Origin of the sequence: Bradyrhizobium archetypum (assembly GCF_013114835.1) — a bacterium.
Lineage (GTDB): Bacteria > Pseudomonadota > Alphaproteobacteria > Rhizobiales > Xanthobacteraceae > Bradyrhizobium > Bradyrhizobium archetypum.
The window spans coordinates 1-22,477 of the sequence record NZ_JAAVLW010000008.1 but is presented as its reverse complement, the minus strand read 5'-3'; the positions used below and the strand labels follow the sequence as shown (position 1 = coordinate 22,477).

Here is a 22,477-nt window from a genome sequence, read left to right as displayed (position 1 = left end):
CCGGCCCAAGGCCAAGTCAAGAACGGTGAAAGCACCGATTTTGGCGTCATTTTGCCCGGAACTTCCCTTGTTTGAGGGGAGATGAACCGATATCTAGCACTTCATCCCACCCCGCGAGCACCCCCGCCACATGCGTGCCATCCTCGATATCGTCATCATCGTCCTTGACCTCTATGTCTGGCTTCTGATCGCGTCCGCCATCCTGTCCTGGCTGATCGCCTTCAATGTCGTGAACACGCGCAACCAGTTCGTCGCGGCGGTGGCCGAGTTCCTCTATCGGATCACCGAGCCGGCGCTGGCGCCGATCCGCCGGTTCTTGCCCAATCTCGGCGGACTCGACATTTCGCCGATCATCCTGATCCTGGTCATCATGTTCGTCCAGCGGGTGATCCTCTATTACGTCTATCCCAACGTCGTCTGATCGCGGGTGTCGGCCTCGGATAGGGAGGCTTGATGGATCCTTGGCGCTATTCCACCGAGGGCATCAGTATCGCGCTGCGGGTGACACCGCGCGGCGGCCGCGATGACATTGATGGGATCGAGACGCTCGCCAACGGTCGATCGGTCGTAAAGGTTCGCGTTCGCGCGATTGCCGACGGCGGAGAGGCCAATCGTGCGGTCATAGAACTGCTGGCGAAAGTGCTGGGCGTGCCGAAGGCGAGGGTGAAGATTCTTTCCGGTACGACCTCGCGCCTCAAGCAGGTCGCGGTCGACGGCGAGCCCAAAATTCTCGGCGAAACGCTGCGAAAGGCGACCACCGTGAGGTCGGAAAAGACGAAGGATTGAAATGACGGCACGTATTATCGACGGAAAGGTCATTGCGGCGGAGCTTCGCGCCCGCGTTGCGGCGGAGGTCGAACGGGTCAAGTGCGAGCACCAGCTCACACCGGGCCTTGCGGTGGTGCTGGTCGGCAACGATCCCGCCAGCGAGGTCTATGTCCGCAGCAAGCACACGCAGACCCAGGCCGCCGGCATGGCCTCGTTCGAGCACAAGCTGCCCGCCGACGTCGGGCAGGGCGATCTCCTGGCGCTGATCGCAAAACTCAACCGCGATCCGGCGGTGCACGGCATCCTCGTGCAATTGCCGCTGCCGAAATCGATCCACACCGAAACGATCATCAACGCGATCGATCCGGCCAAGGATGTCGATGGCCTCCATCCCAACAATGCCGGCCGGCTGGCCGGTGGCTTTGCCGCGCTGTCACCGTGCACGCCGCTCGGCTGCATCATCCTGACTAGAAGCGTCCATGCCTCGCTGGAAGGCCTGAACGCGATCGTGATCGGCCGTTCCAACCTGGTCGGCCGGCCGCTGGTGCAATTGCTGCTCAACGAGAACGCGACGGTGACGATCGCGCATTCGCGCTCAAAGGACCTGCCGCAGCTCTGCGCCCGCGCCGATCTGGTCTATGCCGCTGTGGGCCGGCCCGAAATGGTGCGCGCCAGCTGGATCAAGCCGGGGGCCACCGTGATCGATGTCGGCATCAACCGCCTGCCGGGTGCCGAGGGCAAGACGCGGCTGGTCGGCGACGTCGCATTCAAGGAAGTATCCGAGGTCGCCGGCGCGATCACGCCGGTGCCCGGCGGCGTCGGGCAGATGACAGTGGCGTGCCTGTTGGTGAACACGCTGCGCGCGGCGTGCGCGATTCGCGGCCTGCCGAAGCCGGGGGTGTGAGGTCTATCGTCGTTCCGGGGCGCTCGCGAAGCGGGCGAACCCGGACCTCGAGATTCTCAGGTGCGCAATTGCCATAGTTCGATGCTGCGCATCGCCCCGGAATGACGATCCGTTCTCACCCCGCGACTTCCGGGACACCAAGCCTACTTCTTCTTCGCCCGTTCGATGCCTTCCAGAATCAGGCGATGGGCGTCCTCGGCGCCGCACCAGCGCAGCACCTTCACCCACTTGCCCTTCTCGAGATCCTTGTAGTGCTCGAAGAAATGCTGGATCTGCTGCAGCGTGATATCCGGCAGATCGCTGTAGGTTCGTACCTTGTCGTAGCGCTGGGTCAGCTTCGAGGACGGGACCGCGATGATCTTCTCGTCGCCGCCGGCCTCGTCTTCCATCAGCAAGACGCCGACCGGCCGCACGCTCATCACGGCGCCCGGCACGATCGCGCGGGTATTGGCAATCAGCACATCACAGGGGTCGCCGTCACCGGACAGCGTGTGCGGGATGAAGCCGTAATTGCCGGGGTAGCGCATCGCCGTATAGAGGAAGCGATCGACCACCAGCGTGCCGGCTTCCTTGTCCATTTCATACTTGATCGGTTCGCCGCCAACGGGCACCTCGATAATGACGTTGACGTCGTGTGGCGGATTTACTCCGATCGGGATGGCGTCAATACGCATTGGGGCTCCGTGGTGCTGAGGCAGTCGTGCCGGCAGGTAAAATCGTCATGCGGGGTGCGGAAGCGCAAAGCGCCTCGTTAGGCGGGATGACCCGCATCCATCGTACGTTCAAAGTGCGCTTTAGGAACGATGGATTGCCGGGTCAAGCCCGGCAGTGACGGCCGGAGCTCAGTTGGTCCAGGCGAATGCGACCTTGTCGAGCGACTTGGCCCCGAACTTCTCCGAGGAGCGTGCCACCATCCGGCCGCCGAGCGCGCGGTAAAATTCCGTCGCTGGATCGTTGTCGGAAAGTGCCCAGATCACCATGCTCTTCAGCCCGCTCTGCATCAGGTCCCGCCGGGCGGCGGTGAAGAGGCGGCGGCCGAAGCCGAGGCCCTGGAATTCCGGCCGCAGATAGAGCTCGTAGATCTCGCCTTCGAAATGCAGGCTGCGGGCGCGGTTACGGCCATAATTGGCGTAACCCGCGACCTTGTCACCGAACACCAGCACGCTGACGCGGCTGCCCTTGCGGATCGCGCTGTCCCACCATTGCGGGCCGCGACGGTTAATAAGTTTTTCAAGCTCGGCGCCCGGAATGATGCCCTGATAGGCGGAGCGCCAGGCTTCATCATGGGTAGACGCCACCGCGGCTGCGTCTGCAGCCTTGGCCGGTCGGACCTCGATCAGGGTTGTGCTCATGAGCTGATCAAAGCAAGTCGGCGGGCCGGCTTCAAGGTCCATCGTTAATTATCGGTTAACCTGTGGATTTTGTGCATCAGTTTTGTGTCTATGTGTATCGAAAGAGGACAAGAGGGCTTTCCTGCGGGTCTTTCGCCGCAGCAGTAACGGCAGAATGGTTGTCAGAATCATCCAACGGATGCGTCCCGCGAATTCCGTTCACGGAAAAATGCACTGGATTTGATTCGCGGGCGGTATTCTGTGGTGACTTCGAAATACGTCCCTCCTTTCGGCTGTATCAGGCCAGTTCATGCGTTCGCCAAACCTGCTTGTTGCGCTGATTCTCGCCGCCTCGCTCGGCGTGAAGGCCGCGGCGGCGCAGCCCGGCCCAGGCGTGCAGGGTGCGGAAGGCGAGCCTCATCGGCTGCAGCAATGGCGGCTGCCATCACCCGATCCTGCGACCACCGCGCGCGCGGTGCTGTTCAGGCCGCCCGGCGAGGGACCGTTTCCATTGGCTGTGATCTCGCACGCCACCACACAGAATGTGTTGCGACGGGCCCAGATGCCGCAACCCGAATACCGTGCGCTCGCCGCATGGTTGGTATCGCACGGTTTCGCCGTCCTGGTCCCCGAGCGGCCGGGACATGGTGCGACGGGCGGAAAATATCTCGAGGATCAGGGCGGCTGCGACGAGGCCGACTATGCACAGGCCGGCCGCGCCACAGCAGATGCGATCACCGCTGCCATCGGCCTCATGCGCAAGCAGCCCTTTATTCGCCCCGAGGGCATGGTCGTGATCGGCCATTCGGCCGGTGCCTGGGGCGCACTGGCGCTGGCTGGCGAGGACCCGAAAAGCATTGCCGCGATCGTCGCGTTCGCGCCGGGGCGCGGCGGGCATGCCAATGATCTTCCCGGCCGGATCTGCGCGCCGCATACGCTGATGGCCGCAGCAAGCGAGTTCGGCAAAGCCGCACGAGTCAAGGTGACCTGGCTCGTGGCCGCCAATGACACTTATTTCACGCCAGCCTTTTCGCGGGAGCTTGCGGACGCCTTCCGCCGCGCGGGCGGCAAGGTGGATTTTCACGTGCTCGCCGCATCCGGCAGCGAGGGGCATTGGTTGCTGGAAAGCGAAAGCGGCGTGAAGCTCGCCGCTCCCGAACTCGAACGCTCGCTGAGGTCACTGCGTCCGGCGCAGAAGAAACGATGACGCGCACTTTTCCACCGTTGGTTTCTATTCGGCATTCCCGGTTTCGGCTCGGTCATGGCTATTCTCTGGCCGATGATCGCCAACCGTCCTAGATGCCCTTGAACGCCGACGTCAGAAAAATCCTCGTACTCGGCGCCTCCGGTCTGATCGGTTGCTTCGTTACCCGCGACCTGCGCCGCAGGGGATTTCCCGTCGTAGGGGTCGCCCGCAAGCTGTCCGCCTCTCAAAAGGGCCGCGCGCTCGATCTTGAACTGCCGCTGATCTCGATGGACGCGGCCGCGCTGACGCGGCTATTGCGCGACCACTGCATTGACGTCGTCGTCAACTGCCTCGGCGTGTTGCAGGACGGCCCGGGCAGCGATACCGGTGCCGTGCATCGCGATTTCGTCGCGCGGCTGTTGCAGGCGATCCGCGAGAGCCGCCAGGCGATCCGCCTGGTGCACATCTCGATCCCCGGGACCGTCGAGACCGACCAGACCGCCTTCAGCACCACCAAGCGCGAGGCCGAGCGGCTGATCGCGGAATCCGGCGTGGCGTACACGATCCTGCGGCCAGGCTTCGTCGTGGCGCTGGCGGCCTATGGCGGCAGTGCCATGGTGCGTTCACTGGCAGCATATCCGCTCGATCTCCCGGCCGCCGAGCAGAACGCGCCGTTTCAGCCGGTCGCCATGGAGGACATTGCCGCGACCATCGCCTGGCTCGCCGCGCGCGATCCCGGCGAGGCGGGCGGGGTGACCTGGGACCTGATGCAGCAGGAGCCGGTCACGCTTGGCGGCGTGATCGATCAATTCCGCCGCGGGTTCGGCGCCGGCGAATGGCCCCGCCTCGCAATGCCGGCGTTCCTGCTCGATATTGGCGCGCGGCTCGGCGATCTCGCCAACCTGTTCGGCTGGATGCCGCCGATGCGGACCACCGCGATCGCCGAGCTGCGCCGCGGCGTCAGCGGCAGCCCCGCGGGCTGGATCGCAGCCACCGGCATCACGCCGAAGACCATCGCAGAGATGGCCGGGCAACGTCCGGCGACGATCCAGGACATATGGTTTGCCCGGCTGTTCCCGATCAAGGCGCTTGTCATCGCAAACCTCGTGCTGTTCTGGCTGGTGTCAGGTTTCATCGCGCTGGTGATTTCCTACGACGCGGCGGCGGACATCCTGCGCAGCCACGGCTTTCCGCCATGGCTTGTCGCTCCTATCACCGTCGGCACCAGCCTGATGGACATGAGCATCGGCGTGCTAATCGCATTCCGCCGCACCTCGGCATATGGCCTGATCGCGGGTATCATTGCATCACTCGGCTATATGGTCGGCGCGGCCATCCTGACGCCGGACCTCTGGATCGAGCCGCTGGGAGCGCTGGTGAAGACGGGACCTGCGATCGTGCTGATGCTGGTGGCGCTGCTGACATTGGATAATAGATAGTCTTTCAGAGCGCCAGTTCGCGCGAAGGAAACGCATCAAAACAAGGGATGTGCATGAGCCGATGGCCCGACGACGACGTGATCCTCTATGACGGCGTCTGCGTCTTCTGCTCGCGCTGGGTCCGCTTCGTCGCCAAGCGCGACGTCGAGCGGAGATTTCGCTTCACCGCGATCCAATCGCCCTACGGCACGCGACTGGCGCAGGCGTTCGGCATCGACCCTGATGATCCCGACACCAATGCGGTGGTGTATGGCGGCGTGGCGTATCTCAAATCGGACGCGGCGCTGACGGTGCTGAGCCTGTTGCCCCGATGGGGCTGGGTGCGCGTGCTGTTCGCGGTGCCGAAGCCGCTGCGCGATGCGATTTACAGCGTCGTCGCGCGTAACCGGTATCGAATTTTCGGGAAGTACGAGGAGTGCTTCGTGCCGGACGTGGATGTGCGGGCGCGGGTGATGGAGTAAACGGGCGTCCCCTCATCGTCATTGCGAGGCGTAGCGACGAAGCAATCCATGTCTTCGCAAGCGGTAAAATGGATTGCTTCGCTGCGCTCGCAATGACGGTGCTGCGGCTCAATGCGTTGTCAACGCCGCCAACACTTCGCCCGCCGCCCGTTCTCCCGAATCCCGCGCCCCGTGCGCAGTCGTGAAGAACTCTGGCGAAGTCGCCTCTCCGGCAAAGAACAATCGCCCATCGACGGGCGCAGCGAGCACCGCGCGGTCACCGGCATGTCCCGGCAGCGCGTGCGAATATGAGCCCCGCGCAAACGGGTCGTGGGCCCAGCGCGATTCGGCAAGCGGCTTCAGCTTGCGGCGGAAATCGTTGCCGAGAAACGACACGATCTCGTCGATGCTGGCGGCGGCGAGCGCGCCATCACCGGCGTCCTCCAGAGATTGCGCGAAGCGTCCGCCGAAAAAGCCCTCGATGCATGGTTGGCCGAACGGACGGATGTGATAGGTGCCCATGCCCGTGCGCATGGTGGCGCCACGCAAATTGCCTTCGACGGGCATTGTCTCGGCCTCGTCCAGCGCCAGCGTCACCTTGTCGGCGAGACCGAGCGGCAGGCCGCGGGCGGCGTCGACCTTGGCGGGCAGCGGTGGATGAAAGCGGATCGTTTCCTCGGCGAGCAGGTTGGTCGGCACGGTGACGATCACCTTGTCCGCTGTCAGTGTGCCGCGCGACGTTTCGATGCGCAGGCGCGCTGCGGAATGATCGATCAGCGTCACCGCGCAATTCAGCGCAACCGGACATGACGCGCCGTAGGCCGCAACGAGCGCGCCATAGCCGCGGCGGACCCGCCAGTTGATGTCGGTATCCTCATAGGCGTCCATGTCGAGAATGGAGACCTGATCGAGCTCGCGACCGTTAACGTAGGTCGAGATCGCATCGATCATCGGATTCCAGCGATTGCCGGGCTCGAGAAAGAGGCTGGCGGCGTGGTCGCGGCCGGTTCGCTCGGCTTCCATCGCAGCCTGCGCGGCGCGATCATAAAATTCGTCCAGGGCGCGGATGAAGTCGTCGCGATCATCCTGCGGAAAGGCCTTGCCATAGGCGCGCTCGCGCCACGGCGGCAGGGCCTTGTTGAGCTCGAAGCCAAGCTGTTCGGCGATTTTGACGAACGAGTTCCGGTCCGCCGAATGCAGCCAGCCGCAGCCGACATCGAAGGTCACGTCCGGCGACGCCATGATGGTATGCGCCCGGCCGCCGAGACGGTCGCGCGCTTCCAGCACGATGATGGAAAGGCCGGAATCTTTCAGCGCATTGGCAGCGCCAAGGCCGGCAGCGCCGGCGCCGATGATGGCGACATCGACGGAGGAAGGGAGGGACGTCATGAGGCGCGAATGGTGAGTGGCGAATGGCGAACAGGGTACAGTAATCCGATGGGCACGGAAACGCCTCTATTCGCTACTCGCTATTCGCCTGGTTACGCCACCGCTTCCTTGGCCTTTTCGGCGCGCTTGCGGTCGTTGGCGTCCAAAAACTTCTTGCGCAGGCGGATCGACTTCGGGGTCACCTCGACCAATTCGTCATCCTCGATATAGGCCAGCGCCTTTTCCAGCGTCATCTTTATCGGCGGGGTCAGGCGCACTGCTTCGTCCTTCGACGTGGTGCGGATGTTGGTGAGCTGCTTGCCCTTGAGCACGTTGATTTCGAGATCGTTGTCGCGGGTGTGCTCGCCGACGATCATGCCCTTGTAGACCTTCCAGCCCGGCTCGATCATCATCGGGCCGCGGTCTTCCAGCTTGAACATCGCGTAAGCCACCGCCTCGCCCTGGTCGTTGGAAATCAAGACGCCGTTACGGCGGCCCTGGATGTCGCCCTTGTAATTGGCGTAGCCGTGGAACAGCCGGTTCATGATCGCGGTGCCGCGAGTATCGGTCAGCAATTCGCCCTGATAGCCGATCAGACCGCGGGTCGGCGCGTAGAACACCAGCCGCAGGCGGTTGCCGCCGGAGGGACGCATCTCGATCATCTCGGCCTTGCGCTCGCTCATCTTCTGCACGACGACGCCGGAATGCTCCTCGTCGACGTCGATCACGACTTCCTCGATCGGCTCCTGCCACTGGCCGGTGGCCTCGTCCTTGTGCAGCACGACGCGCGGACGCGACACCGAAAGCTCAAAACCTTCACGGCGCATGGTCTCGATCAGGATCGCAAGCTGCAATTCGCCGCGGCCGGACACTTCCATGGAATCCTTGTCGGCCGCTTCCACCACGCGCAGCGCGACATTGCCTTCAGCCTCGCGGAGCAGGCGGTCGCGGATCATGCGGCTCGTCACCTTGTCGCCCTCGGTGCCGGCGAGCGGCGAGTTGTTGACGATGAACGACATCGAGACCGTCGGCGGATCAATCGGCTGCGCCTGCAGCGGCGTCTCGACGGAAGGATCGCAGAAGGTGTCGGCGACGGTGCCCTTGGTCAGGCCGGCAATCGCAACGATGTCGCCGGCTTCGGCCTCGTCAAGCGGCGTACGTTCGATGCCGCGGAAGGCGAGGATCTTGGTGATACGCCCCTGCTCAATGGTCTTGCCGTCAGCGCCCAGCACCTTCACCTGCTGGTTCGGCTTGATCGAACCCGAGGTGATGCGTCCGGTGATGATGCGGCCGAGATAGGGGTTGGCTTCCAGAATGGTGCCGATCATCCGGAACGGGCCCTGCTCGACGCTCGGCGGCGCGACGTGGCGCACGATCAGGTCGAACAGCGGCTGCATGCCGGCTTCCTTCGGCCCTTCCGGGCTGTCGGCCATCCAGCCCTGCTTGGCCGACCCGTAGAGAATCGGGAAATCGAGCTGCTCCTCGCTGGCGTCGAGCGCGGCAAACAGGTCGAACACTTCGTTGATGACTTCGGTCGGGCGCGCGTCGGGCCGGTCGACCTTGTTGATAACGACGATCGGCTTCAGCCCGACCTTGAGCGCCTTGGAGACCACGAACTTGGTCTGCGGCAGCGGACCTTCGGCGGCATCCACCAGCACAAGCGCGCCATCCACCATGTTGAGGATGCGCTCGACCTCGCCGCCGAAATCGGCGTGGCCGGGCGTGTCGACGATGTTGATGCGGGTGTCCTTCCACTGCACGGAAGCGGCCTTGGCGAGAATGGTGATGCCGCGCTCGCGCTCCAGATCGTTGGAGTCCATCGCGCGCTCGGTCACCTTCTGGTTCTCGCGATAGGTGCCGGATTGCTGCAGCAGACGGTCGACGAGGGTGGTCTTGCCGTGGTCGACGTGGGCGATGATGGCGACGTTGCGAAGGTTCATGGCTCTTCTTCTGGTCGTGCAATGGGAGCGCGATCTCACCGGAAAACCGGGACCCACTTTTCCGGATCGCGCTCAATACCTGGAATGCGAAGGGGCTCTCGTCGTCAAACCCGGCCCCAAAAAGGAAGCCCGGCCAAAGGGACCGGGCACACCTTACGCGTTGCGGCGCAATATATTCAGAAAACGCCAAAAAACAATGGCGTGTTTGGCATTTGGTTAGCCGATTTTGGTCGTGGCAGCGGGCTCAATTGCCCTTTTCGGGATCGGGGTAGACCCCACGTAAAACCTCGTCAAAATGGGCTTTTACCGCCTCATTGCAGCGGCAGGACCGGTTCCGCAGCGCATCCCGGTTACGGACCAGGATCGAGCCGCGCCGGGTCTCCAGCGTGCCTTCCGCCCTGAAAGTCTGAATAACCCGGCTGGTGTAGGAGCGGCCGACGCCGAGCAGGGTCGCCAGTTGCTCATGCGTCAGCGGCACGACGTCCTCCCCATCGGTGCGCTCCATCGCCGAAATGATCCATTTTGCCGTGCGTTGCTCAATCGAATGGATCGCGTTGCAGGCGGTGGACTGGAAGATCTGCGCCAGCATGCAGTCCGCATAGCGTGCAAAGATGTTGGTCAGCGAACGCGATTTTGATTTGGCAGCATCGAGCCTGCCGATCGGCAGCCGCACGAAGGGGCCTGCGAATTTGACGGTGATGCGGGTGTAGGCCGGGAGAAACCCCTGGCTGACGATGCCGCCGACCGCGCCTTCGCGGCCGATCAGGATGGTCTCGACATCGCGGCCGTCCTCGTTGGGAACCATGTAGGAAACGAGGCTGGGTCCGCAGGGAAAGTGCACGATCTCGACGTCGTCGCCGGGATTATAGAGCAGGTCGTTCGGCTGGGCGTCGGCCGGAATGAGATGCGGTTCGATCAAACCGAAATCGGCATCACTCAAGCGACGCAGAAGGTTATTGAACGGCCGTACGCCGGCCGTCACATCGCGTCGCGTGAGCATCGGGGAGGTCCCTGTTTCTGCTCGAACTATAATCGGTTTGGCTCCATTCATGCGTGCACAAGTGAACAGACGATAGAACGGACATGTGATGGTTTCGGTTCCGACCGGCGGGGCGCCTTGTACGAGGCATCGGCCGCCGAATCTCCCTTGAACTGGCGAGAACATGGACCGCGCCTCCTATGACGGCATGCCCAGCGACGTCCTGGTCGTCGAGGACGACCCGATCATCGCGCTGGATTTCGAAGACACGATTCTCGGCTTTGGCGTAAAAACGGTGCGGATCGCCGCGAACGTCGCCAAGGCACTCGAACTGATCGCACACCGGCCGCCGCAATTCGCGCTGCTCGATGTCGGGCTGATCCGCGAGAAGAGTTTTGCCGTCGCCGAACGGCTGGAGGCACTCAGCATTCCCTTTGCTTTCGTCACCGGCTATGGCGCCGACGCCACGCTGCCGGCGGCATTCGCAACGAAGCCGCGGCTGCCCAAGCCCTGTTCGACCGACGCACTTAAAGCGCTGCTGAAGAACGCCGGCGTCAGGCCCTGAGCGCTCGCGGGCGGCCAGCCAACTAGACCGGCTTTGGATCCAGCGTTGTCGACCACAGCGCAACGTCGGTGCGGTCGCGCAGCGTCACCGTCATCCGGCCGGACGCCCCATCAATCCGGACGTGACCGAAGAACTGCATCCCTGCCGATGGCGGCAGGTTTTGCTTGTCGAGGCCGGGCGCCTTGATGAACTTCACCTCCGGGCCGAAGGTATTGTCGAGTTCGTTGGGGCCAAACGTGCCGGCGTGCAGGGGGCCTGAGACGAATTCCCAGAACGGATCGAACTCCTGAAATTGCGCCTTGTCGGGATTGTAGTAGTGCGCGGCGGCATAATGCACGTCCGCGGTCAGCCACACCGTATTGACCACGCCTGACGTCTTGATGAAGCGCAGGAGGTCGGCGATCTCCAGCTCGCGGCCGCGTGGCGGACCGTCGCCTTGGGCGGCGGCCTCCGATCCCTTCTTGTTGATTGCATCATCATAGACGATGAGGCCGAGCGGCATGTCGGATGCGATGACCTTCCAGGTGGCGCGCGAATTCAATAGCTCCCGTTTCAGCCAGGCGAGTTGCGTAGGTCCGAGAAAGAAGCTCTCCGGCCCGTAGGCCGTGTCCTGGTTCGGACCGTTCGGCCCGCGATAGCTGCGTTCGTCCAGCATGAACACGTCGAGATGCGGGCCGTAGCGGAGCGTGCGGTAGACCCGGCCCGGTTCTGCGATGCTTTCGCGCATCGGGTACATCTCGTGGAAAGCGCGCGCCGCGCGGGCGGCGAGCAGGGAAATGTTGCGTTCCTTGTAGGCGGCAGGCAACTGTTTCGATGACGACCAGTTGTTGACGACCTCGTGGTCGTCCCACTGCACGAAGATCGGCACCTCGGCGTTGAACGCGCGCAGGTGCTCGTCCATGAAATTGTACTTGTGCGCGGCGCGAAATTCGTCGAGCGTTTCGGCGACCTTTGCCTTTTCGGGGATCGTCACGTTCTTCCAGACCTTGCCGTCGGGAAGCGTCACCTCGCTCTTGATCGGGCCATCGGCATAGATGGCGTCGCCCGAGTGCAGCAGGAAATCCGGGCGATGCTTGCGCATGGTGGTGAAGGTGAACATGCCGCCGTCATCCGGGTTGATGCCCCAGCCCTGTCCGGCGACGTCGCCGCCCCAGACGAAACTGACGTCGCGACGGTCGCCAGGCGCGGTGCGGAACCGCCCGACCACCGGCTCGCTTTCGATAGCGCTATGTGCGAGGTCGCGAAACCGGACCCGGTAGAAGATCTCCTGCCCGGCTGGCAGATTTTCCAAAAGCATTTTCGCGGTGAAGTCGCTCTCCGGCAGCGCCGCGATCGGCGGCAGCGCCCGTGCGTTGGCAAAAGAGTCCGACGTGGCGACGTCGACCAGCATTTGCGAAGGACGGTCGGCGCGCGCCCAGACCACGCCGCCGTCGGTACCGACATCGCCGGATTGCACACCTGACGTCACGACCGGCCGGTCGGCGGCACGGCTGAGATAGGGTATCGCAAGGGCGCTCATGGCGCCGGCCCCGGCGGTGGCGAGGAAACGGCGCCGCGAAATTCCGGGACGTCGGCTGCGGGAAATCCTCAATGTCATGCTGGCCTCTTTCTGATCTGGCTCGGGCGATGATAGTGCCGCCAGCCCTAGAAAGAATTGATGACGGTTCGATTACCGGATTGGCAGATCACGCGCTGCCGGCCGCGCGGAATTGCGCGCTCGCCCGCTGCAGGGTTTGCGGCACGCTCATCAAAAGCGTCTTGCGGTCGGCGACTGCGTTGTGGAACTGCTCGATCGCGATGTTGAACGCGGTCAGCGTGCCTTCGGCGATCGCGCCGTGCTCGAAGCATTGCAGCGTGTGGCGCAGAATGGCGTCCGCTTCTGCCTGCATCTGGTCGAGTTCGTCCATCGAATCGCACTGGCGGGCGGCGGTGAGCATGTCGAGCAGACGGTCGCGTTGCGAGACGTTGACGTTGCGCTCGTCCTTCTTGAGATAGCCGGCGAACCATGCGCCGGCGGAACCCATTGCCGACATCGCCATCAATGCCCACCAGATGTAGTCGCTATAACGGTCGAGGAAGGACTTTTCCTCGCCATCGACAAAGGCAGCGGCGCCGGGATGAACCGGAATGGTGGCGTCCTTGTCGGTATCGGGCGTCTCGATCTTGGCGGCCAGCGGAAATTCGTTCTTCAGCGTCTGGCGGATCGCAAATAGCTGTCGCGTAAAGATTGCGATGGTTGCTTCGGAAATGCCTTTGCGTGCCACGATGTGATGCGCGAAGCTGATTGTCTTGACCTCTTCCTCGGGCCGGCTCGGCGCGCTGCCAAACGTCCCGGCCGGGATCTCGGCGGCCTCGTAGGCGGGATGGTTCTGCGCAATCGCCTCGGCTGAATCGATCGCGAGGAATTTCGGCGTGCCGCCGTCGCGCGCCGATGCAGCGATCGCATCGGCCGTGATCTTGCTGTTGACCGGGCCGGCGGCGAGATAGGCGTCCGCCTTCTGGCCACGAATGGCCTCGGCAGCCTCGCTGGCGGGGAACTGGACGATCTCGACCTTTGCCGGATCGACGCCGTATTGCCGCAGGATCACCTTGAGCAGATTGACATTGGCTTGGGTGCGGCCGACGACGCCGATGCGGCGTCCGGCGAGCTGGCCGATCTTCGTAATGGCTGGCGCGGCCTTCCTGCCCTTGGTCTTGCCGGCCGACAGTACCCAGAGCGCCACCACATTCTTGCGCAGCGTCGCCACGGCTAGCGCATTTTTCGGTACCTCGAGGTCGCCCCGGATGATGGCGAGATCGGCCTTGCCTTCGCCGAGCATGTTGGCGCTGGCAACCGCGCCATCGGTCTGCACCGGCCGCAGCCGGACCAGGCTGTTTCGCTGGTTGTTGAAGGCCTGCGCCAGGTTCTGGATCACCTTGAGGTCGTCGCTATTGGCGGGGCCGACGGCGATCCGCAAGCTCACTGGCCGCATGGCAAAGTAATAGCCGGCAGCCAGCGCGCCGACGATTGCCAGCACGCCGGCGAGCGTGACGAATGTCAGCCGTCGTTTCGCTGAACGGGGCGAAGGTGGGGCCGGCTTTTCCGAAAGGAGAGGGCCGTCGCTCATCAATCCCTGGACAGTCGTTTGAGGTGCAAGATTACGCCGGCGGCACGCCTGAAGTGGACACCCTAGCAAAATTTCCGCCTAATCATTGTTACATCTACGTCATGGTTACCGGCGCCCACGTACCGCCGTTGGAGGGGACGTCGCGGCCTGTCTTGGCAGGGATCCGCGGCGCGGTCTTCGGTGTTAAGGTCGAAGCGGTCTGAAACGGGAGGCGATCATGGCAGAACGGCTGTCGGCAGAGGCGCGGAAATCGGCGCTGGCGGAACTTTCCGGCTGGTCGGAGACGCCGGGACGCGAGGCGATCACGCGGACCTTCATATTCAAGGACTTCAACGAAGCCTTCGGATTCATGTCCCGCGCCGCCCTGGTGGCGGAAAAGAACGACCATCACCCGGAATGGAAGAACGTCTACAAGACGGTCGAAGTCGTGCTGGCGACGCACGACGCCGGCGGAGTGACCCGGCGCGACGTTGATCTGGCCAAGGCCATGAATGCGATCGCGGGACAACTTGGCGTCACCTGAGTTGGTGCGTCCCACGATCTTGCGCGGTGGGGCGAGCATCCCCAATTCTCATCAAGAGGGTTTTCGGGCGAAACGGTTCGCGTGAAGAAAGCCTCGACAAGCGCGATCCGGCAGCCGTGGCGACTGCCGCGCCGGATTCTCCAGGGAGCGCCGCCATGGCATCGTCCGATCATACCGTGGGTTTTGAGCCGGCCGACCGGCTGGCGCAGGACCGCGAGAGCGTGCGGCGGCGCTTTTGGATCAAGTTCAAGCGGGTAATGGCGCAGCTCCCCTTCGCCGAGGATCTGCTCGCCGCCTACTATTGTGCATTTGACAAAGAGACGCCGCGTCACGTCCAGGCGTCCCTGCTCGGCGCCGTCGCCTACTTCATCCTGCCGTTCGATTTCATGCCGGACGTGCTGCCCTTGCTCGGCTTTACCGATGATGCCGCTGTGCTGGCCACCGCGATCCGCATGGTCGCAAGTCACATCACGCAGGAGCATCGCGATGCCGCCCGCGCCGCACTGAAGCGCGGGATCGACGCCGCTGAAGCGAACGAATAGCAAACGAATGGCAGATGCCAAAAGCCCCGTTCCGATTGAATCAGAACGGGGCTCTTGATTTCCTGATCTTGATGAGTCGGTCGCCAGCCCGGACCAACTCCGAGGCCGGCCTCCTGCGGAAAACGCCTCAGCGAGACTGCGCCCTTGCGCTTCGCTCCGCTTCCCATGCCTGGAATTGCTTGAAAAGCGCCTCCTTATCCGCGTCGGTCTTGACGCTCGCCGCGGTCGTCGGGCTCTGCTTCAGAAATTCATCGAATCTGGCGCGCGACACCGCCTCGACGTTATGGCTCTTGAGCCATTGCTCGGCCACCGGCAATCGCTGCCAGTCCGGCAGCGGCGCTGACAGCGAGACTTCCTTCCACTTCGGATGGAACGGCGGGTTCTGGAACGTCGGAAACTTGGTGAAGAACGCATCCACGAACTGGGCCAGCTTGCGGTAGCGCTCGGTGTTCGGCGCCCAGTTATAGGCCGCGAGCACCGCCGGCACGGCGATGGTGTCGACCTTCTGCCCTTCCGCAATCAGGTTGGGATAGTCCTTCGAGGTCAGTACCGCGGGCAGATAATCGCCCTGCAGCGGCCGCGAATAGTCGACCGGGACGAGATGGAAGCGGTTGTCGTTGAAATTGCTGACCGACTTGTACGGCTTGCCGCCGACGGCGATCACCGCATCGATCTCGCCGTTCCGCATCTTCTCCATCGCGATGCGCTGCTCGATATAGACGAAGTTCGGCTTGATGCCGAGCCGCTCGAACACGACCGCAGCGGTCACGAAGGTGCCCCCGTTGGGAAGGTCGACGCTGACCTTCTTGCCGTTGAGCTGGCTGATGTTGGTCACCGATTTCGACGCGAGAACATACATCTCTTCATTGTAGAGCTTCGTCACATAGGTGAACTGCTTCTTGATGTCCTTCGCAAAGCCCTTCTTTTCCAGGTAGTCCAGCGTGTCGGCGCGCACGATGCCGAGATCGACACCCTGCAGGAACAGGATGTCGGCCACGCTCTGCACGGAGCCGCGCCCGACGATCGGAAGTACGCGCAACTTGTTTCCGTCGTCGAGCACGGAAGCGAGGTCGGCACCGAACTGCACATAGGTGCCGCCGATTGTTCCGGAGATCAGCGTGACAGTATTGGCGTTCAGCGCCTGCTTGGTAGCGACCGAGCCGAACTGGAAAATGGCCTTCAGACTTTCGCTGACCTTGGCCGGATCGTATTCCGTCTCAGCGGCCTTCGCCGCCGTATTGCTGCATGCCACCGTTATGGCAAACAATGCCATTCCCAGTAAGTGTCGCATGGGTTTCCTCTGCGCTGGTCTTGAGTAATTTTAATTCTTGAGCAATTGCCTAGGGCGAGATGACTTTCTTCGAAACGTCATCTCGCTCTATCTCTTTGATGTGAGCATGATCTTCGGATCATGCTCTAGTTCTGCAACTGGCCGAGCCGCCGCTTTGCATCAGGCGACCCGAGCTGGGCGGCCTTCTGATACCAGAGCTTCGCCGCCGCCGGATCAGGCGTGACGCTGCGCAAGTCCTGGCTGCCCAGCACTTGCGGATCATACGTTCCAGCCAGCATCAATGCCGCCTCGGCTTCCTGCGCGTCCGCCGCGCGCTCAAGCAGCAGCCGGGCAGACGTGATGTCGCCGATCGCAAGCAGGCCCTTCGCCCGCTTCAGCAATGAGGCAAGCTCGTCCGGATCCATGCGCCGTACCGGAGCTGCCTCGCGCGTGACCGGAGCGGGCTCACGCACTGCCGGTGCGACCGCGGCAACCGCGGGCGCCGGATTGATCGCAGCGACGACTTCGCGGGACGCTTCGCGTGCCACCGGTTCGGGCACCGCAACCTTGCCCTTGAGCGCGCTCTGATAGGCGGCGGCAATTTCGTCGCGCGTCGGTGAGGCTGATGCCAGCGCGTTGGGCGGTGTGCGGCGTGCGGCTGCGACCTCGGCTCCGGTCGGTTCGGCGGCTATCGGCGGCGCGGCAACCCGCTGCGGTTGCGGCGCAGGCTCCGGCACCGCCGCGGCGAGCTGGGCGGGCGGCGGCGCGCTGCCGCCGCCACCGCCGAGGGAGGCGTTGAAGATGACGGCGCGGGTTGAATCGATGGAGAACAACGCGAGAACGGCCGCAATCGCCGACACCACTGCGACGCCGGTTATGATGCGGCCCGCGCGCGGCTTCTTCAGCCCGCCGCTGCCGAACTTTCCGGTACCGAACGCATATTCCGAAAGCTGCTGATGAGATTCATCTTCGTAATTCGAGAGGAAAAGCGGCACCGGCTCATGCGGCGGCAGCTCCTCCGGCAACACATCGGTCCGCTCAAACGACAGTGCAAAGGGCTGCTCGTATTGGGGTTGCTCATACCGGGGCGGCTCGTATCGGAGCTGTTCGTATCGAGGTTGATCGGCCTCATACAAGCGAGGATCGCTGATGGCTTCGTCGAATCTGTCGAACGGATCTCTTGCCTGAACCGGCCTGGTATTCTCCGTCATGATGATGCTTCCCCGCTACTGAACGCTACGACGGGCGTCCCCCGCACCTGCTTATTGCTCTTGTTGATGTACAGGAGCCCCTCTACCAGCCCTAAGGTCGCATACGGATTGGGTTCAAAAAACGACGGTCGCCGCTCGGAATTAGGAAATTTTTTGGTATGATTAAGGCGGGCAAGCGGCATAAGGCGCTTTAAGAACACGCATTGTTACCGGTAAATTATCTTGTGAGATCATTTTTCGGAACAAAATGCGTCAGTTGGTACCGGCCTGGCGCAGCACGGGGCCATCTCGCCTTTTGAGGCGGACCATCCTTCAGCAAATATGGCAGATGATCCGGAACCCTGTTCAGGGATGCAGGATCACCTTGCCCATCGCCTTCCGGCCGGCCAGCACCTTCAATGCTTCGGCGGTTTGGGCCAGGGGAAAGGTGCGGTCGACATGCGAGGAGATCTTGCCTTCCGCCGTCCATTTCACGAGTTTTTCCAGGTTGGCGCGGTTCTTTTCGGGATTGACCCTGGTCCATGCGCCCCAGAATACGCCGCGGATATCGCAGCCTTTCAGCAGCGCGAGATTGAGCGGCATCTTCGGAATGTCGCCAGCGGCAAAGCCGATCACCAGGAAGCGGCCTTCCCAGGCGATCGAGCGCAAGGCGGCCTCGGCGTAAGCGCCGCCGACCGGATCGAAGATGATGTCGACGCCCTTGCCTCCCGTGAGCCGGCGCAAGCCCTCCTTCAGGTCTTCCTTGCTGTAGTTCAGCGTCAGCTCGGCGCCGTGCGCCTTGGCGAATTCGAGCTTCTCGTCCGACGACGCGCAGGCAATCACTTTCAGGCCCATCAGCTTGCCGAGCTCACACGCAGCGAGGCCAGTGCCGCCGGCCGCGCCCAGCACGGCAAGCGTTTCGCCGGGCTTCGGGCTGGCGCGATCTTCCAGGGCATGCAGCGCCGTGCCGTAGATGATGATGATGCCGGCGGCGCGATCGAAATCCAGATTGTCGGGGATCTTCACGATCGAGCTTGCGGGCAGCGCGATCTTTTCGCGCGCGCCGTTATGGCCGCAGGAGGCTACCACGCGGTCACCGACCTTCAGATCGGTGACGCCGGGGCCTATGCTTTCGATCACGCCAGCAACCTCGGCAGCCGGCGAAAACGGGAATGGCGGCTTGATCTGGTATTTGCCCTGGATCATCAGGATGTCGAAAAAATTCAGCGCCGCGGCCTTGATTGCGATCACGGCCTGTCCGGCTTCGGCGACCGGATCGGCTACGTCGGCCAGCACGAGATCGTCGGGTTGGCAATATTGCGAGCAGAGAATGGCTTTCATGGCACACCTGATTTTAGACCGGCGAGGGATGCTGGCAGCTTCATGCCGGATTTGAAGCCGGGCTACAATCCGATTCGGGTGCATGGCCTCATGGCGGTCAAGAGGATTCAAACGATGTTTGAAAAGGGCCTGCTGGCGAGAAAGCGGATATTGGTTACCGGCGGCGGCTCGGGGCTCGGCGCTGCGATGGGACGCCGCTTCGTCGAGCTCGGCGCGGAGCTGATCATCTGCGGCCGCCGGCTCGAATTGCTGGAGGCGGCTGCCGCGCGGATGCGCAGTGAGCTCGGCGGCAAGGTTGGCGTGATCAGGTGCGATATCCGCGATGGTGCCGCGGTCGATGCCATGATGGATGCGATATGGCGCGAGGCGCCGATCGACGTGTTGGTCAACAACGCTGCCGCGACCTTCATCGCGCAGACCGAACATCTGTCGTTTCGCGCGGCGGACGCGATCCTGGCGCCGACCCTGCATGGCACGATGTATTGCACGCTGGCCGCCGGCCGGCGCTGGATCGACGGCAAGCACAGCGGCGTGGTCTTGAGCATTCTTTCGACCTCGACGATCACCGGCCGCGCCTTCACGGTGCCGTCGGCGATGGCGAAGTCTGCGGTGCTCGCGATGACTAAGAGCCTTGCGGTGGAGTGGGGACCCAAGGGTGTGCGCACGGTCGCGATCGCGCCCGGCGCGTTTCCGACGCCTGGCGCCTCGGGTCAGCTCCGCCCCGAGGGCCGCGCCGAAAGCTGGCCGGAGCGAAATCCGCTCGGCCGCGCCGGTGAGCATGCCGAGCTTGCCAATCTGGCAAGCTTTCTGATTTCCGACCATGCCGGCTACATCAATGGCGAGATGGTGGTGCAGGATGGCGGCGCCCATTTGCGCAGTTCCGGCGCCGAGGATCTGCTGCAATGGACCGACGCGCAGTGGCAGAAGCTGCGCGAGCAGCGCTCCAAGGGGTGACCAACACGTTGAAACCGAGGCCCGCGTCTTGATTCGCCGAACGACCTGAGACGAAGCGTCGCCACGGCGGTGAGCAACACCCGTAACTGCTTCCCAAAAAAACATTTCCCGGCTATCCATCCCGGCGGCGCGATGCGCCCTCGGGGCCATCTTCCAGTCACAATGATGAGGGAACCAGTTGTCCGTGTTGCGAATACTGGCATTTCTGGTTGCGATTGCGGCGCTGTGCGAGACGACAGGCCTCGCGCAGGCACAGAGCCCTGCTTCGAAGGGCGCCAAGGAAACAGCCAAGGAAGCCGCCAAGCCTGCGCCCGCACCGGCGGCAAAGAAGCCGGAACCGGCAGCCACAACCGCCGCAGGTGGCGCGGAGCCGACCTTGATCGGGCAGTACGGTACCTGGGGCGCCTATACGGCGACGCCGAACGGCAGGAAGGTTTGCTTCGCGCTGGCGAAGCCGTCGTCATCCAAAACCAATCCGCCGAATCGTCCGCGCGATCCCGCCTACGCGTTCGTCTCGACGCGTCCGGCGGAGAAGGTGTTCAACGAAGTGTCGATCATGATCGGCTACGCGCTGAAGCCGGGCTCGGAATCCTCGCTCGAGGTCGGTGGCGCGTCCTACGCGATGTACACCCAGGGCGACGGGCTGTGGATCAAGAACGCGGCGGAGGAAGAGCAGATGGTCAACGCCATGCGCAAATCCGCCGAAGTCGTCGTCAAGGGCGTCTCGGCCAAGGGCACCGAGACCACGGACGTCTTCTCGCTGAAGGGCTTGTCCCAAGCGCTCGACCGCTTGGCACAGGATTGCAGGCGATAGGCGGCTTTAAGCCCAAATTGACGTTGTTTGCGGGCCCTGGAAGCCCTATTTGAAGCTGTCTCCCCTTATGGTGAGGAGGCCCTTGCGCCGTCTCGAACCATGAGGCCCGGCTCTCATCCTTCGAGTCGCGACGATGACGCCGCTACTCAGGATGAGGGAGAAACTTCCCTAGAACAGAAATATGATGACTGCAGTTTCGACCGAGACGAAGTCCACGCCGACAATGTCCGTGGCGCCGCTGGAGAAGGTTCCGCTAGAAACCTACGTGCCGCCGGCCAAGCCTTCGCTGATCGGCCTGTCGCGCGCCGAAATCGCCGACCGGCTCGGCGAGATCGGCGTTGCGCCGGCGCAGCGCAAGATGCGCACGCAGCAGCTCTGGCACTGGATGTATTTTCGTGGTGCCAGGTCTTTTGCCGAGATGACAAGTGTCTCCAAGGAGATGCGCGCGCAGCTCGAACAGCATTTTACCGTCGACCGTCCCGAAGTGGTGGCCGAGCAGATTTCCAGTGACGGCACGCGCAAATGGCTGTTGCGGCTGCCGAGCGGCGACCCGTTCCAGAAGGCGCATGAGGTCGAGTGCGTCTACATTCCGGAAACCGATCGCGGCACGCTTTGCGTTTCCTCGCAGGTCGGCTGCACGCTGAATTGCTCGTTCTGCCACACCGGCACGCAGCGGCTGGTGCGCAACCTCACAGCCGGCGAAATCGTCGGCCAGATCATGGTGGCGCGTGATCGCCTCAACGATTGGGCCGATCGCGCGACGCCGACCGGCGGACGGCTGGTCACCAATATCGTCATGATGGGCATGGGCGAGCCGCTCTACAATTTCGATGCGGTGCGCGATGCGCTGCTGATCACGGCCGACAATGAAGGCATCGGTATTTCCCGCCGCCGCATCACGCTGTCGACCTCGGGCGTGGTGCCGAACATCATCCGCACCGGCGAGGAGATCGGCGTCATGCTCGCGATCTCGCTGCATGCCGTGCGCGATGAGCTGCGCAACGAGCTGGTGCCGCTGAACCGGAAGTATCCGATCGCTGAATTGCTGCAGGCCTGCCGCGACTATCCGGGTTCGTCGAACGCGCGGCGCATCACCTTCGAATATGTGATGCTCAAAGGCGTCAACGATTCCCTTGAAGACGCCAAGCTGCTGGTCAAGCTGCTCAAGGGCATTCCGGCCAAGATCAACCTGATCCCTTTCAATCCGTGGCCGGGTTCGCGCTACGAGTGCTCGGACTGGGAGCAGATCGAAAAGTTTTCCGAATATATCTTCAACGCCGGCTACTCCTCGCCGGTGCGCACGCCGCGCGGCCGCGACATCCTCGCCGCCTGCGGCCAGTTGAAGTCGGAGACCGAAAAATTGTCCGCGCGCGAGCGCCAGGCGCTGCGCGCCATGGCGATGACGGATTGAGGATGACGACAGCGCCAAAGTTCGTCATGGCCGGGCTTGACCCGGCCATCCACGTCTTTGCTTCGTTTCGACAAAGTGAGGCGTGGATGCCCGGGTCAAGCTCGGGCATGACGACGGAGAATCCAAGAACGACTATGTCTGACGATGGATTTGATCCATGGCATTGATCGGCCGCATCTTCGTCATCCTGTTCGCCTTCCTTGCTGCCTGCTTCCTGGCGGGGATGATTATTGTCGCTGCGGTCCTGTATCCTGAGATATCTGATCTCGGCGGTGCGCCGATCGACCAGGACGCGCTCAATGTCGTGCTCGGCTTCGGCTTCATTTTCCTGTCCGGCTTTGCGCTGCTGCCGGCGCTGGTCGTGGTACTAATTACCGAGGCCTTCAATATCCGCAGCGTGCTCGC

The 22,477-nt window shown here is 63.0% G+C and carries 22 protein-coding genes and 1 pseudogene; 13 read left to right on the top strand and 10 right to left on the bottom strand.

Translation table 11 applies throughout. The features are described from left to right. The first annotated feature begins 130 nt into the window (after positions 1 to 130). From HCN50_RS25415 to folD, 3 genes are read left to right on the top strand one after another with little or no spacing between them, the layout of a single operon-like run. Positions 131 to 421 carry a YggT family protein gene (locus HCN50_RS25415; protein WP_171712641.1) on the top strand — a complete coding sequence of 97 codons (291 nt, stop codon included), beginning with the start codon at positions 131 to 133 and terminating at the stop codon, positions 419 to 421. A gap of 32 nt (positions 422 to 453) precedes the next feature. After that, on the top strand, positions 454 to 786 hold the full coding sequence (locus HCN50_RS25410) for a DUF167 domain-containing protein (RefSeq protein ID WP_171712640.1): 333 nt from the start codon (positions 454 to 456) through the stop codon (positions 784 to 786). 1 nt (position 787) lies between these two features. After that, positions 788 to 1,672 (top strand): bifunctional methylenetetrahydrofolate dehydrogenase/methenyltetrahydrofolate cyclohydrolase FolD, encoded by an 885-nt coding sequence (gene folD / locus HCN50_RS25405; RefSeq protein WP_171712639.1) that lies wholly within the window; start codon positions 788 to 790, stop codon positions 1,670 to 1,672. Between the two features lie 143 nt (positions 1,673 to 1,815). Here the strand turns inward: folD and ppa are convergent, their stop codons facing one another. Next, a complete protein-coding gene (gene ppa, locus HCN50_RS25400) occupies positions 1,816 to 2,346 on the bottom strand; it encodes an inorganic diphosphatase (protein WP_171712638.1) in 531 nt (176 codons plus the stop codon). 168 nt (positions 2,347 to 2,514) lie between these two features. Beyond that, a complete protein-coding gene (locus HCN50_RS25395) occupies positions 2,515 to 3,024 on the bottom strand; it encodes a GNAT family N-acetyltransferase (RefSeq protein WP_057842744.1) in 510 nt (169 codons plus the stop codon). Positions 3,025 to 3,313: 289 nt separating this feature from the next. On the opposite strand from HCN50_RS25395, the gene HCN50_RS25390 reads away from it, so the two are divergent. The 3 genes from HCN50_RS25390 to HCN50_RS25380 all read left to right on the top strand — a co-directional run bounded on the left by HCN50_RS25390 (position 3,314) and on the right by HCN50_RS25380 (position 6,089). Further along, positions 3,314 to 4,210 carry an alpha/beta hydrolase family protein gene (locus HCN50_RS25390; RefSeq protein WP_171712637.1) on the top strand — a complete coding sequence of 299 codons (897 nt, stop codon included), beginning with the start codon at positions 3,314 to 3,316 and terminating at the stop codon, positions 4,208 to 4,210. A 92-nt stretch (positions 4,211 to 4,302) separates the two neighbouring features. Further along, entirely contained in the window at positions 4,303 to 5,628 is a 1,326-nt protein-coding gene (locus HCN50_RS25385; RefSeq protein ID WP_171712636.1) for an SDR family oxidoreductase, read from the top strand. Positions 5,629 to 5,681: 53 nt separating this feature from the next. Further along, positions 5,682 to 6,089, top strand: coding sequence for a thiol-disulfide oxidoreductase DCC family protein (locus tag HCN50_RS25380; protein ID WP_171712635.1), 408 nt, complete (start codon positions 5,682 to 5,684; stop codon positions 6,087 to 6,089). Between the two features lie 108 nt (positions 6,090 to 6,197). Here HCN50_RS25380 and HCN50_RS25375 read toward each other — a convergent pair whose 3' ends face one another. From HCN50_RS25375 to HCN50_RS25365, 3 genes are all read right to left on the bottom strand, one after another. After that, entirely contained in the window at positions 6,198 to 7,457 is a 1,260-nt protein-coding gene (locus tag HCN50_RS25375; RefSeq protein ID WP_171712634.1) for a flavin monoamine oxidase family protein, read from the bottom strand. 92 nt (positions 7,458 to 7,549) lie between these two features. Continuing rightward, positions 7,550 to 9,376, bottom strand: coding sequence for a translational GTPase TypA (typA, locus tag HCN50_RS25370; protein WP_171712633.1), 1,827 nt, complete (start codon positions 9,374 to 9,376; stop codon positions 7,550 to 7,552). A 244-nt stretch (positions 9,377 to 9,620) separates the two neighbouring features. Beyond that, entirely contained in the window at positions 9,621 to 10,376 is a 756-nt protein-coding gene (locus HCN50_RS25365) for a Crp/Fnr family transcriptional regulator (protein ID WP_171712632.1), read from the bottom strand. A gap of 163 nt (positions 10,377 to 10,539) precedes the next feature. Here HCN50_RS25365 and HCN50_RS25360 point away from each other — a divergent pair, with 163 nt between their 5' ends. After that, positions 10,540 to 10,920 (top strand): response regulator, encoded by a 381-nt coding sequence (locus HCN50_RS25360; protein ID WP_171712631.1) that lies wholly within the window; start codon positions 10,540 to 10,542, stop codon positions 10,918 to 10,920. Between the two features lie 22 nt (positions 10,921 to 10,942). Here HCN50_RS25360 and HCN50_RS25355 read toward each other — a convergent pair whose 3' ends face one another. Together HCN50_RS25355 and HCN50_RS25350 are read right to left on the bottom strand one after the other, a co-directional pair. Beyond that, a complete protein-coding gene (locus tag HCN50_RS25355) occupies positions 10,943 to 12,517 on the bottom strand; it encodes an alkaline phosphatase D family protein (protein WP_171712630.1) in 1,575 nt (524 codons plus the stop codon). Positions 12,518 to 12,605: 88 nt separating this feature from the next. Further along, positions 12,606 to 14,027: a TAXI family TRAP transporter solute-binding subunit gene (locus HCN50_RS25350; protein ID WP_171712629.1), complete on the bottom strand. Its 1,422-nt coding sequence runs from the start codon at positions 14,025 to 14,027 to the stop codon at positions 12,606 to 12,608. Positions 14,028 to 14,244: 217 nt separating this feature from the next. Between HCN50_RS25350 and HCN50_RS25345 the strand changes: the two genes are divergently transcribed. Both HCN50_RS25345 and HCN50_RS25340 read left to right on the top strand, forming a co-directional pair. Beyond that, the gene (locus tag HCN50_RS25345) at positions 14,245 to 14,550 is read left to right on the top strand and encodes a 4a-hydroxytetrahydrobiopterin dehydratase (RefSeq protein WP_171712628.1); all 306 of its coding nucleotides are present in this window, start codon (positions 14,245 to 14,247) and stop codon (positions 14,548 to 14,550) included. Positions 14,551 to 14,705: 155 nt separating this feature from the next. Beyond that, positions 14,706 to 15,092, top strand: a complete 387-nt coding sequence (locus HCN50_RS25340) for a YkvA family protein (protein WP_171712627.1) — start codon at positions 14,706 to 14,708, stop codon at positions 15,090 to 15,092. Between the two features lie 127 nt (positions 15,093 to 15,219). Here HCN50_RS25340 and HCN50_RS25335 read toward each other — a convergent pair whose 3' ends face one another. From HCN50_RS25335 to HCN50_RS25325, 3 genes are all read right to left on the bottom strand, one after another. Beyond that, a complete protein-coding gene (locus HCN50_RS25335) occupies positions 15,220 to 16,383 on the bottom strand; it encodes a TAXI family TRAP transporter solute-binding subunit (RefSeq protein WP_171712626.1) in 1,164 nt (387 codons plus the stop codon). Positions 16,384 to 16,508: 125 nt separating this feature from the next. Continuing rightward, a complete protein-coding gene (locus tag HCN50_RS25330) occupies positions 16,509 to 17,573 on the bottom strand; it encodes a hypothetical protein (protein WP_171712625.1) in 1,065 nt (354 codons plus the stop codon). Between the two features lie 345 nt (positions 17,574 to 17,918). Then, positions 17,919 to 18,893, bottom strand: coding sequence for an NADPH:quinone oxidoreductase family protein (locus HCN50_RS25325; RefSeq protein WP_171712624.1), 975 nt, complete (start codon positions 18,891 to 18,893; stop codon positions 17,919 to 17,921). Positions 18,894 to 19,007: 114 nt separating this feature from the next. Between HCN50_RS25325 and HCN50_RS25320 the strand changes: the two genes are divergently transcribed. The 4 genes and pseudogenes from HCN50_RS25320 to HCN50_RS25305 all read left to right on the top strand — a co-directional run. Further along, positions 19,008 to 19,847 (top strand): SDR family oxidoreductase, encoded by an 840-nt coding sequence (locus HCN50_RS25320; RefSeq protein WP_171712623.1) that lies wholly within the window; start codon positions 19,008 to 19,010, stop codon positions 19,845 to 19,847. Positions 19,848 to 20,031: 184 nt separating this feature from the next. Continuing rightward, entirely contained in the window at positions 20,032 to 20,661 is a 630-nt protein-coding gene (locus tag HCN50_RS25315; RefSeq protein ID WP_376700324.1) for an invasion associated locus B family protein, read from the top strand. Between the two features lie 184 nt (positions 20,662 to 20,845). Then, complete coding sequence (gene rlmN / locus HCN50_RS25310; protein ID WP_376700320.1) at positions 20,846 to 22,072, top strand: dual-specificity RNA methyltransferase RlmN; 1,227 nt, start codon at positions 20,846 to 20,848, stop codon at positions 22,070 to 22,072. Positions 22,073 to 22,229: 157 nt separating this feature from the next. Beyond that, positions 22,230 to 22,477: pseudogene (locus HCN50_RS25305) on the top strand (hypothetical protein); the annotation flags it as partial.

Excerpts from the sequence above, each read along its gene's own strand:
- HCN50_RS25415 (WP_171712641.1), top strand. The coding sequence starts at position 131 with ATGCGTGCCATCCTCGATATCGTCATCATCGTCCTTGACCTCTATGTC.
- HCN50_RS25410 (WP_171712640.1), top strand. The coding sequence starts at position 454 with ATGGATCCTTGGCGCTATTCCACCGAGGGCATCAGTATCGCGCTGCGG.
- folD (WP_171712639.1), top strand. The coding sequence starts at position 788 with ATGACGGCACGTATTATCGACGGAAAGGTCATTGCGGCGGAGCTTCGC.
- ppa (WP_171712638.1), bottom strand. The coding sequence starts at position 2,346 with ATGCGTATTGACGCCATCCCGATCGGAGTAAATCCGCCACACGACGTC.
- HCN50_RS25395 (WP_057842744.1), bottom strand. The coding sequence starts at position 3,024 with ATGAGCACAACCCTGATCGAGGTCCGACCGGCCAAGGCTGCAGACGCA.
- HCN50_RS25390 (WP_171712637.1), top strand. The coding sequence starts at position 3,314 with ATGCGTTCGCCAAACCTGCTTGTTGCGCTGATTCTCGCCGCCTCGCTC.
- HCN50_RS25385 (WP_171712636.1), top strand. The coding sequence starts at position 4,303 with ATGCCCTTGAACGCCGACGTCAGAAAAATCCTCGTACTCGGCGCCTCC.
- HCN50_RS25380 (WP_171712635.1), top strand. The coding sequence starts at position 5,682 with ATGAGCCGATGGCCCGACGACGACGTGATCCTCTATGACGGCGTCTGC.
- HCN50_RS25375 (WP_171712634.1), bottom strand. The coding sequence starts at position 7,457 with ATGACGTCCCTCCCTTCCTCCGTCGATGTCGCCATCATCGGCGCCGGC.
- typA (WP_171712633.1), bottom strand. The coding sequence starts at position 9,376 with ATGAACCTTCGCAACGTCGCCATCATCGCCCACGTCGACCACGGCAAG.
- HCN50_RS25365 (WP_171712632.1), bottom strand. The coding sequence starts at position 10,376 with ATGCTCACGCGACGCGATGTGACGGCCGGCGTACGGCCGTTCAATAAC.
- HCN50_RS25360 (WP_171712631.1), top strand. The coding sequence starts at position 10,540 with ATGGACCGCGCCTCCTATGACGGCATGCCCAGCGACGTCCTGGTCGTC.
- HCN50_RS25355 (WP_171712630.1), bottom strand. The coding sequence starts at position 12,517 with ATGACATTGAGGATTTCCCGCAGCCGACGTCCCGGAATTTCGCGGCGC.
- HCN50_RS25350 (WP_171712629.1), bottom strand. The coding sequence starts at position 14,027 with ATGAGCGACGGCCCTCTCCTTTCGGAAAAGCCGGCCCCACCTTCGCCC.
- HCN50_RS25345 (WP_171712628.1), top strand. The coding sequence starts at position 14,245 with ATGGCAGAACGGCTGTCGGCAGAGGCGCGGAAATCGGCGCTGGCGGAA.
- HCN50_RS25340 (WP_171712627.1), top strand. The coding sequence starts at position 14,706 with ATGGCATCGTCCGATCATACCGTGGGTTTTGAGCCGGCCGACCGGCTG.
- HCN50_RS25335 (WP_171712626.1), bottom strand. The coding sequence starts at position 16,383 with ATGCGACACTTACTGGGAATGGCATTGTTTGCCATAACGGTGGCATGC.
- HCN50_RS25330 (WP_171712625.1), bottom strand. The coding sequence starts at position 17,573 with ATGACGGAGAATACCAGGCCGGTTCAGGCAAGAGATCCGTTCGACAGA.
- HCN50_RS25325 (WP_171712624.1), bottom strand. The coding sequence starts at position 18,893 with ATGAAAGCCATTCTCTGCTCGCAATATTGCCAACCCGACGATCTCGTG.
- HCN50_RS25320 (WP_171712623.1), top strand. The coding sequence starts at position 19,008 with ATGTTTGAAAAGGGCCTGCTGGCGAGAAAGCGGATATTGGTTACCGGC.
- rlmN (WP_376700320.1), top strand. The coding sequence starts at position 20,846 with ATGACTGCAGTTTCGACCGAGACGAAGTCCACGCCGACAATGTCCGTG.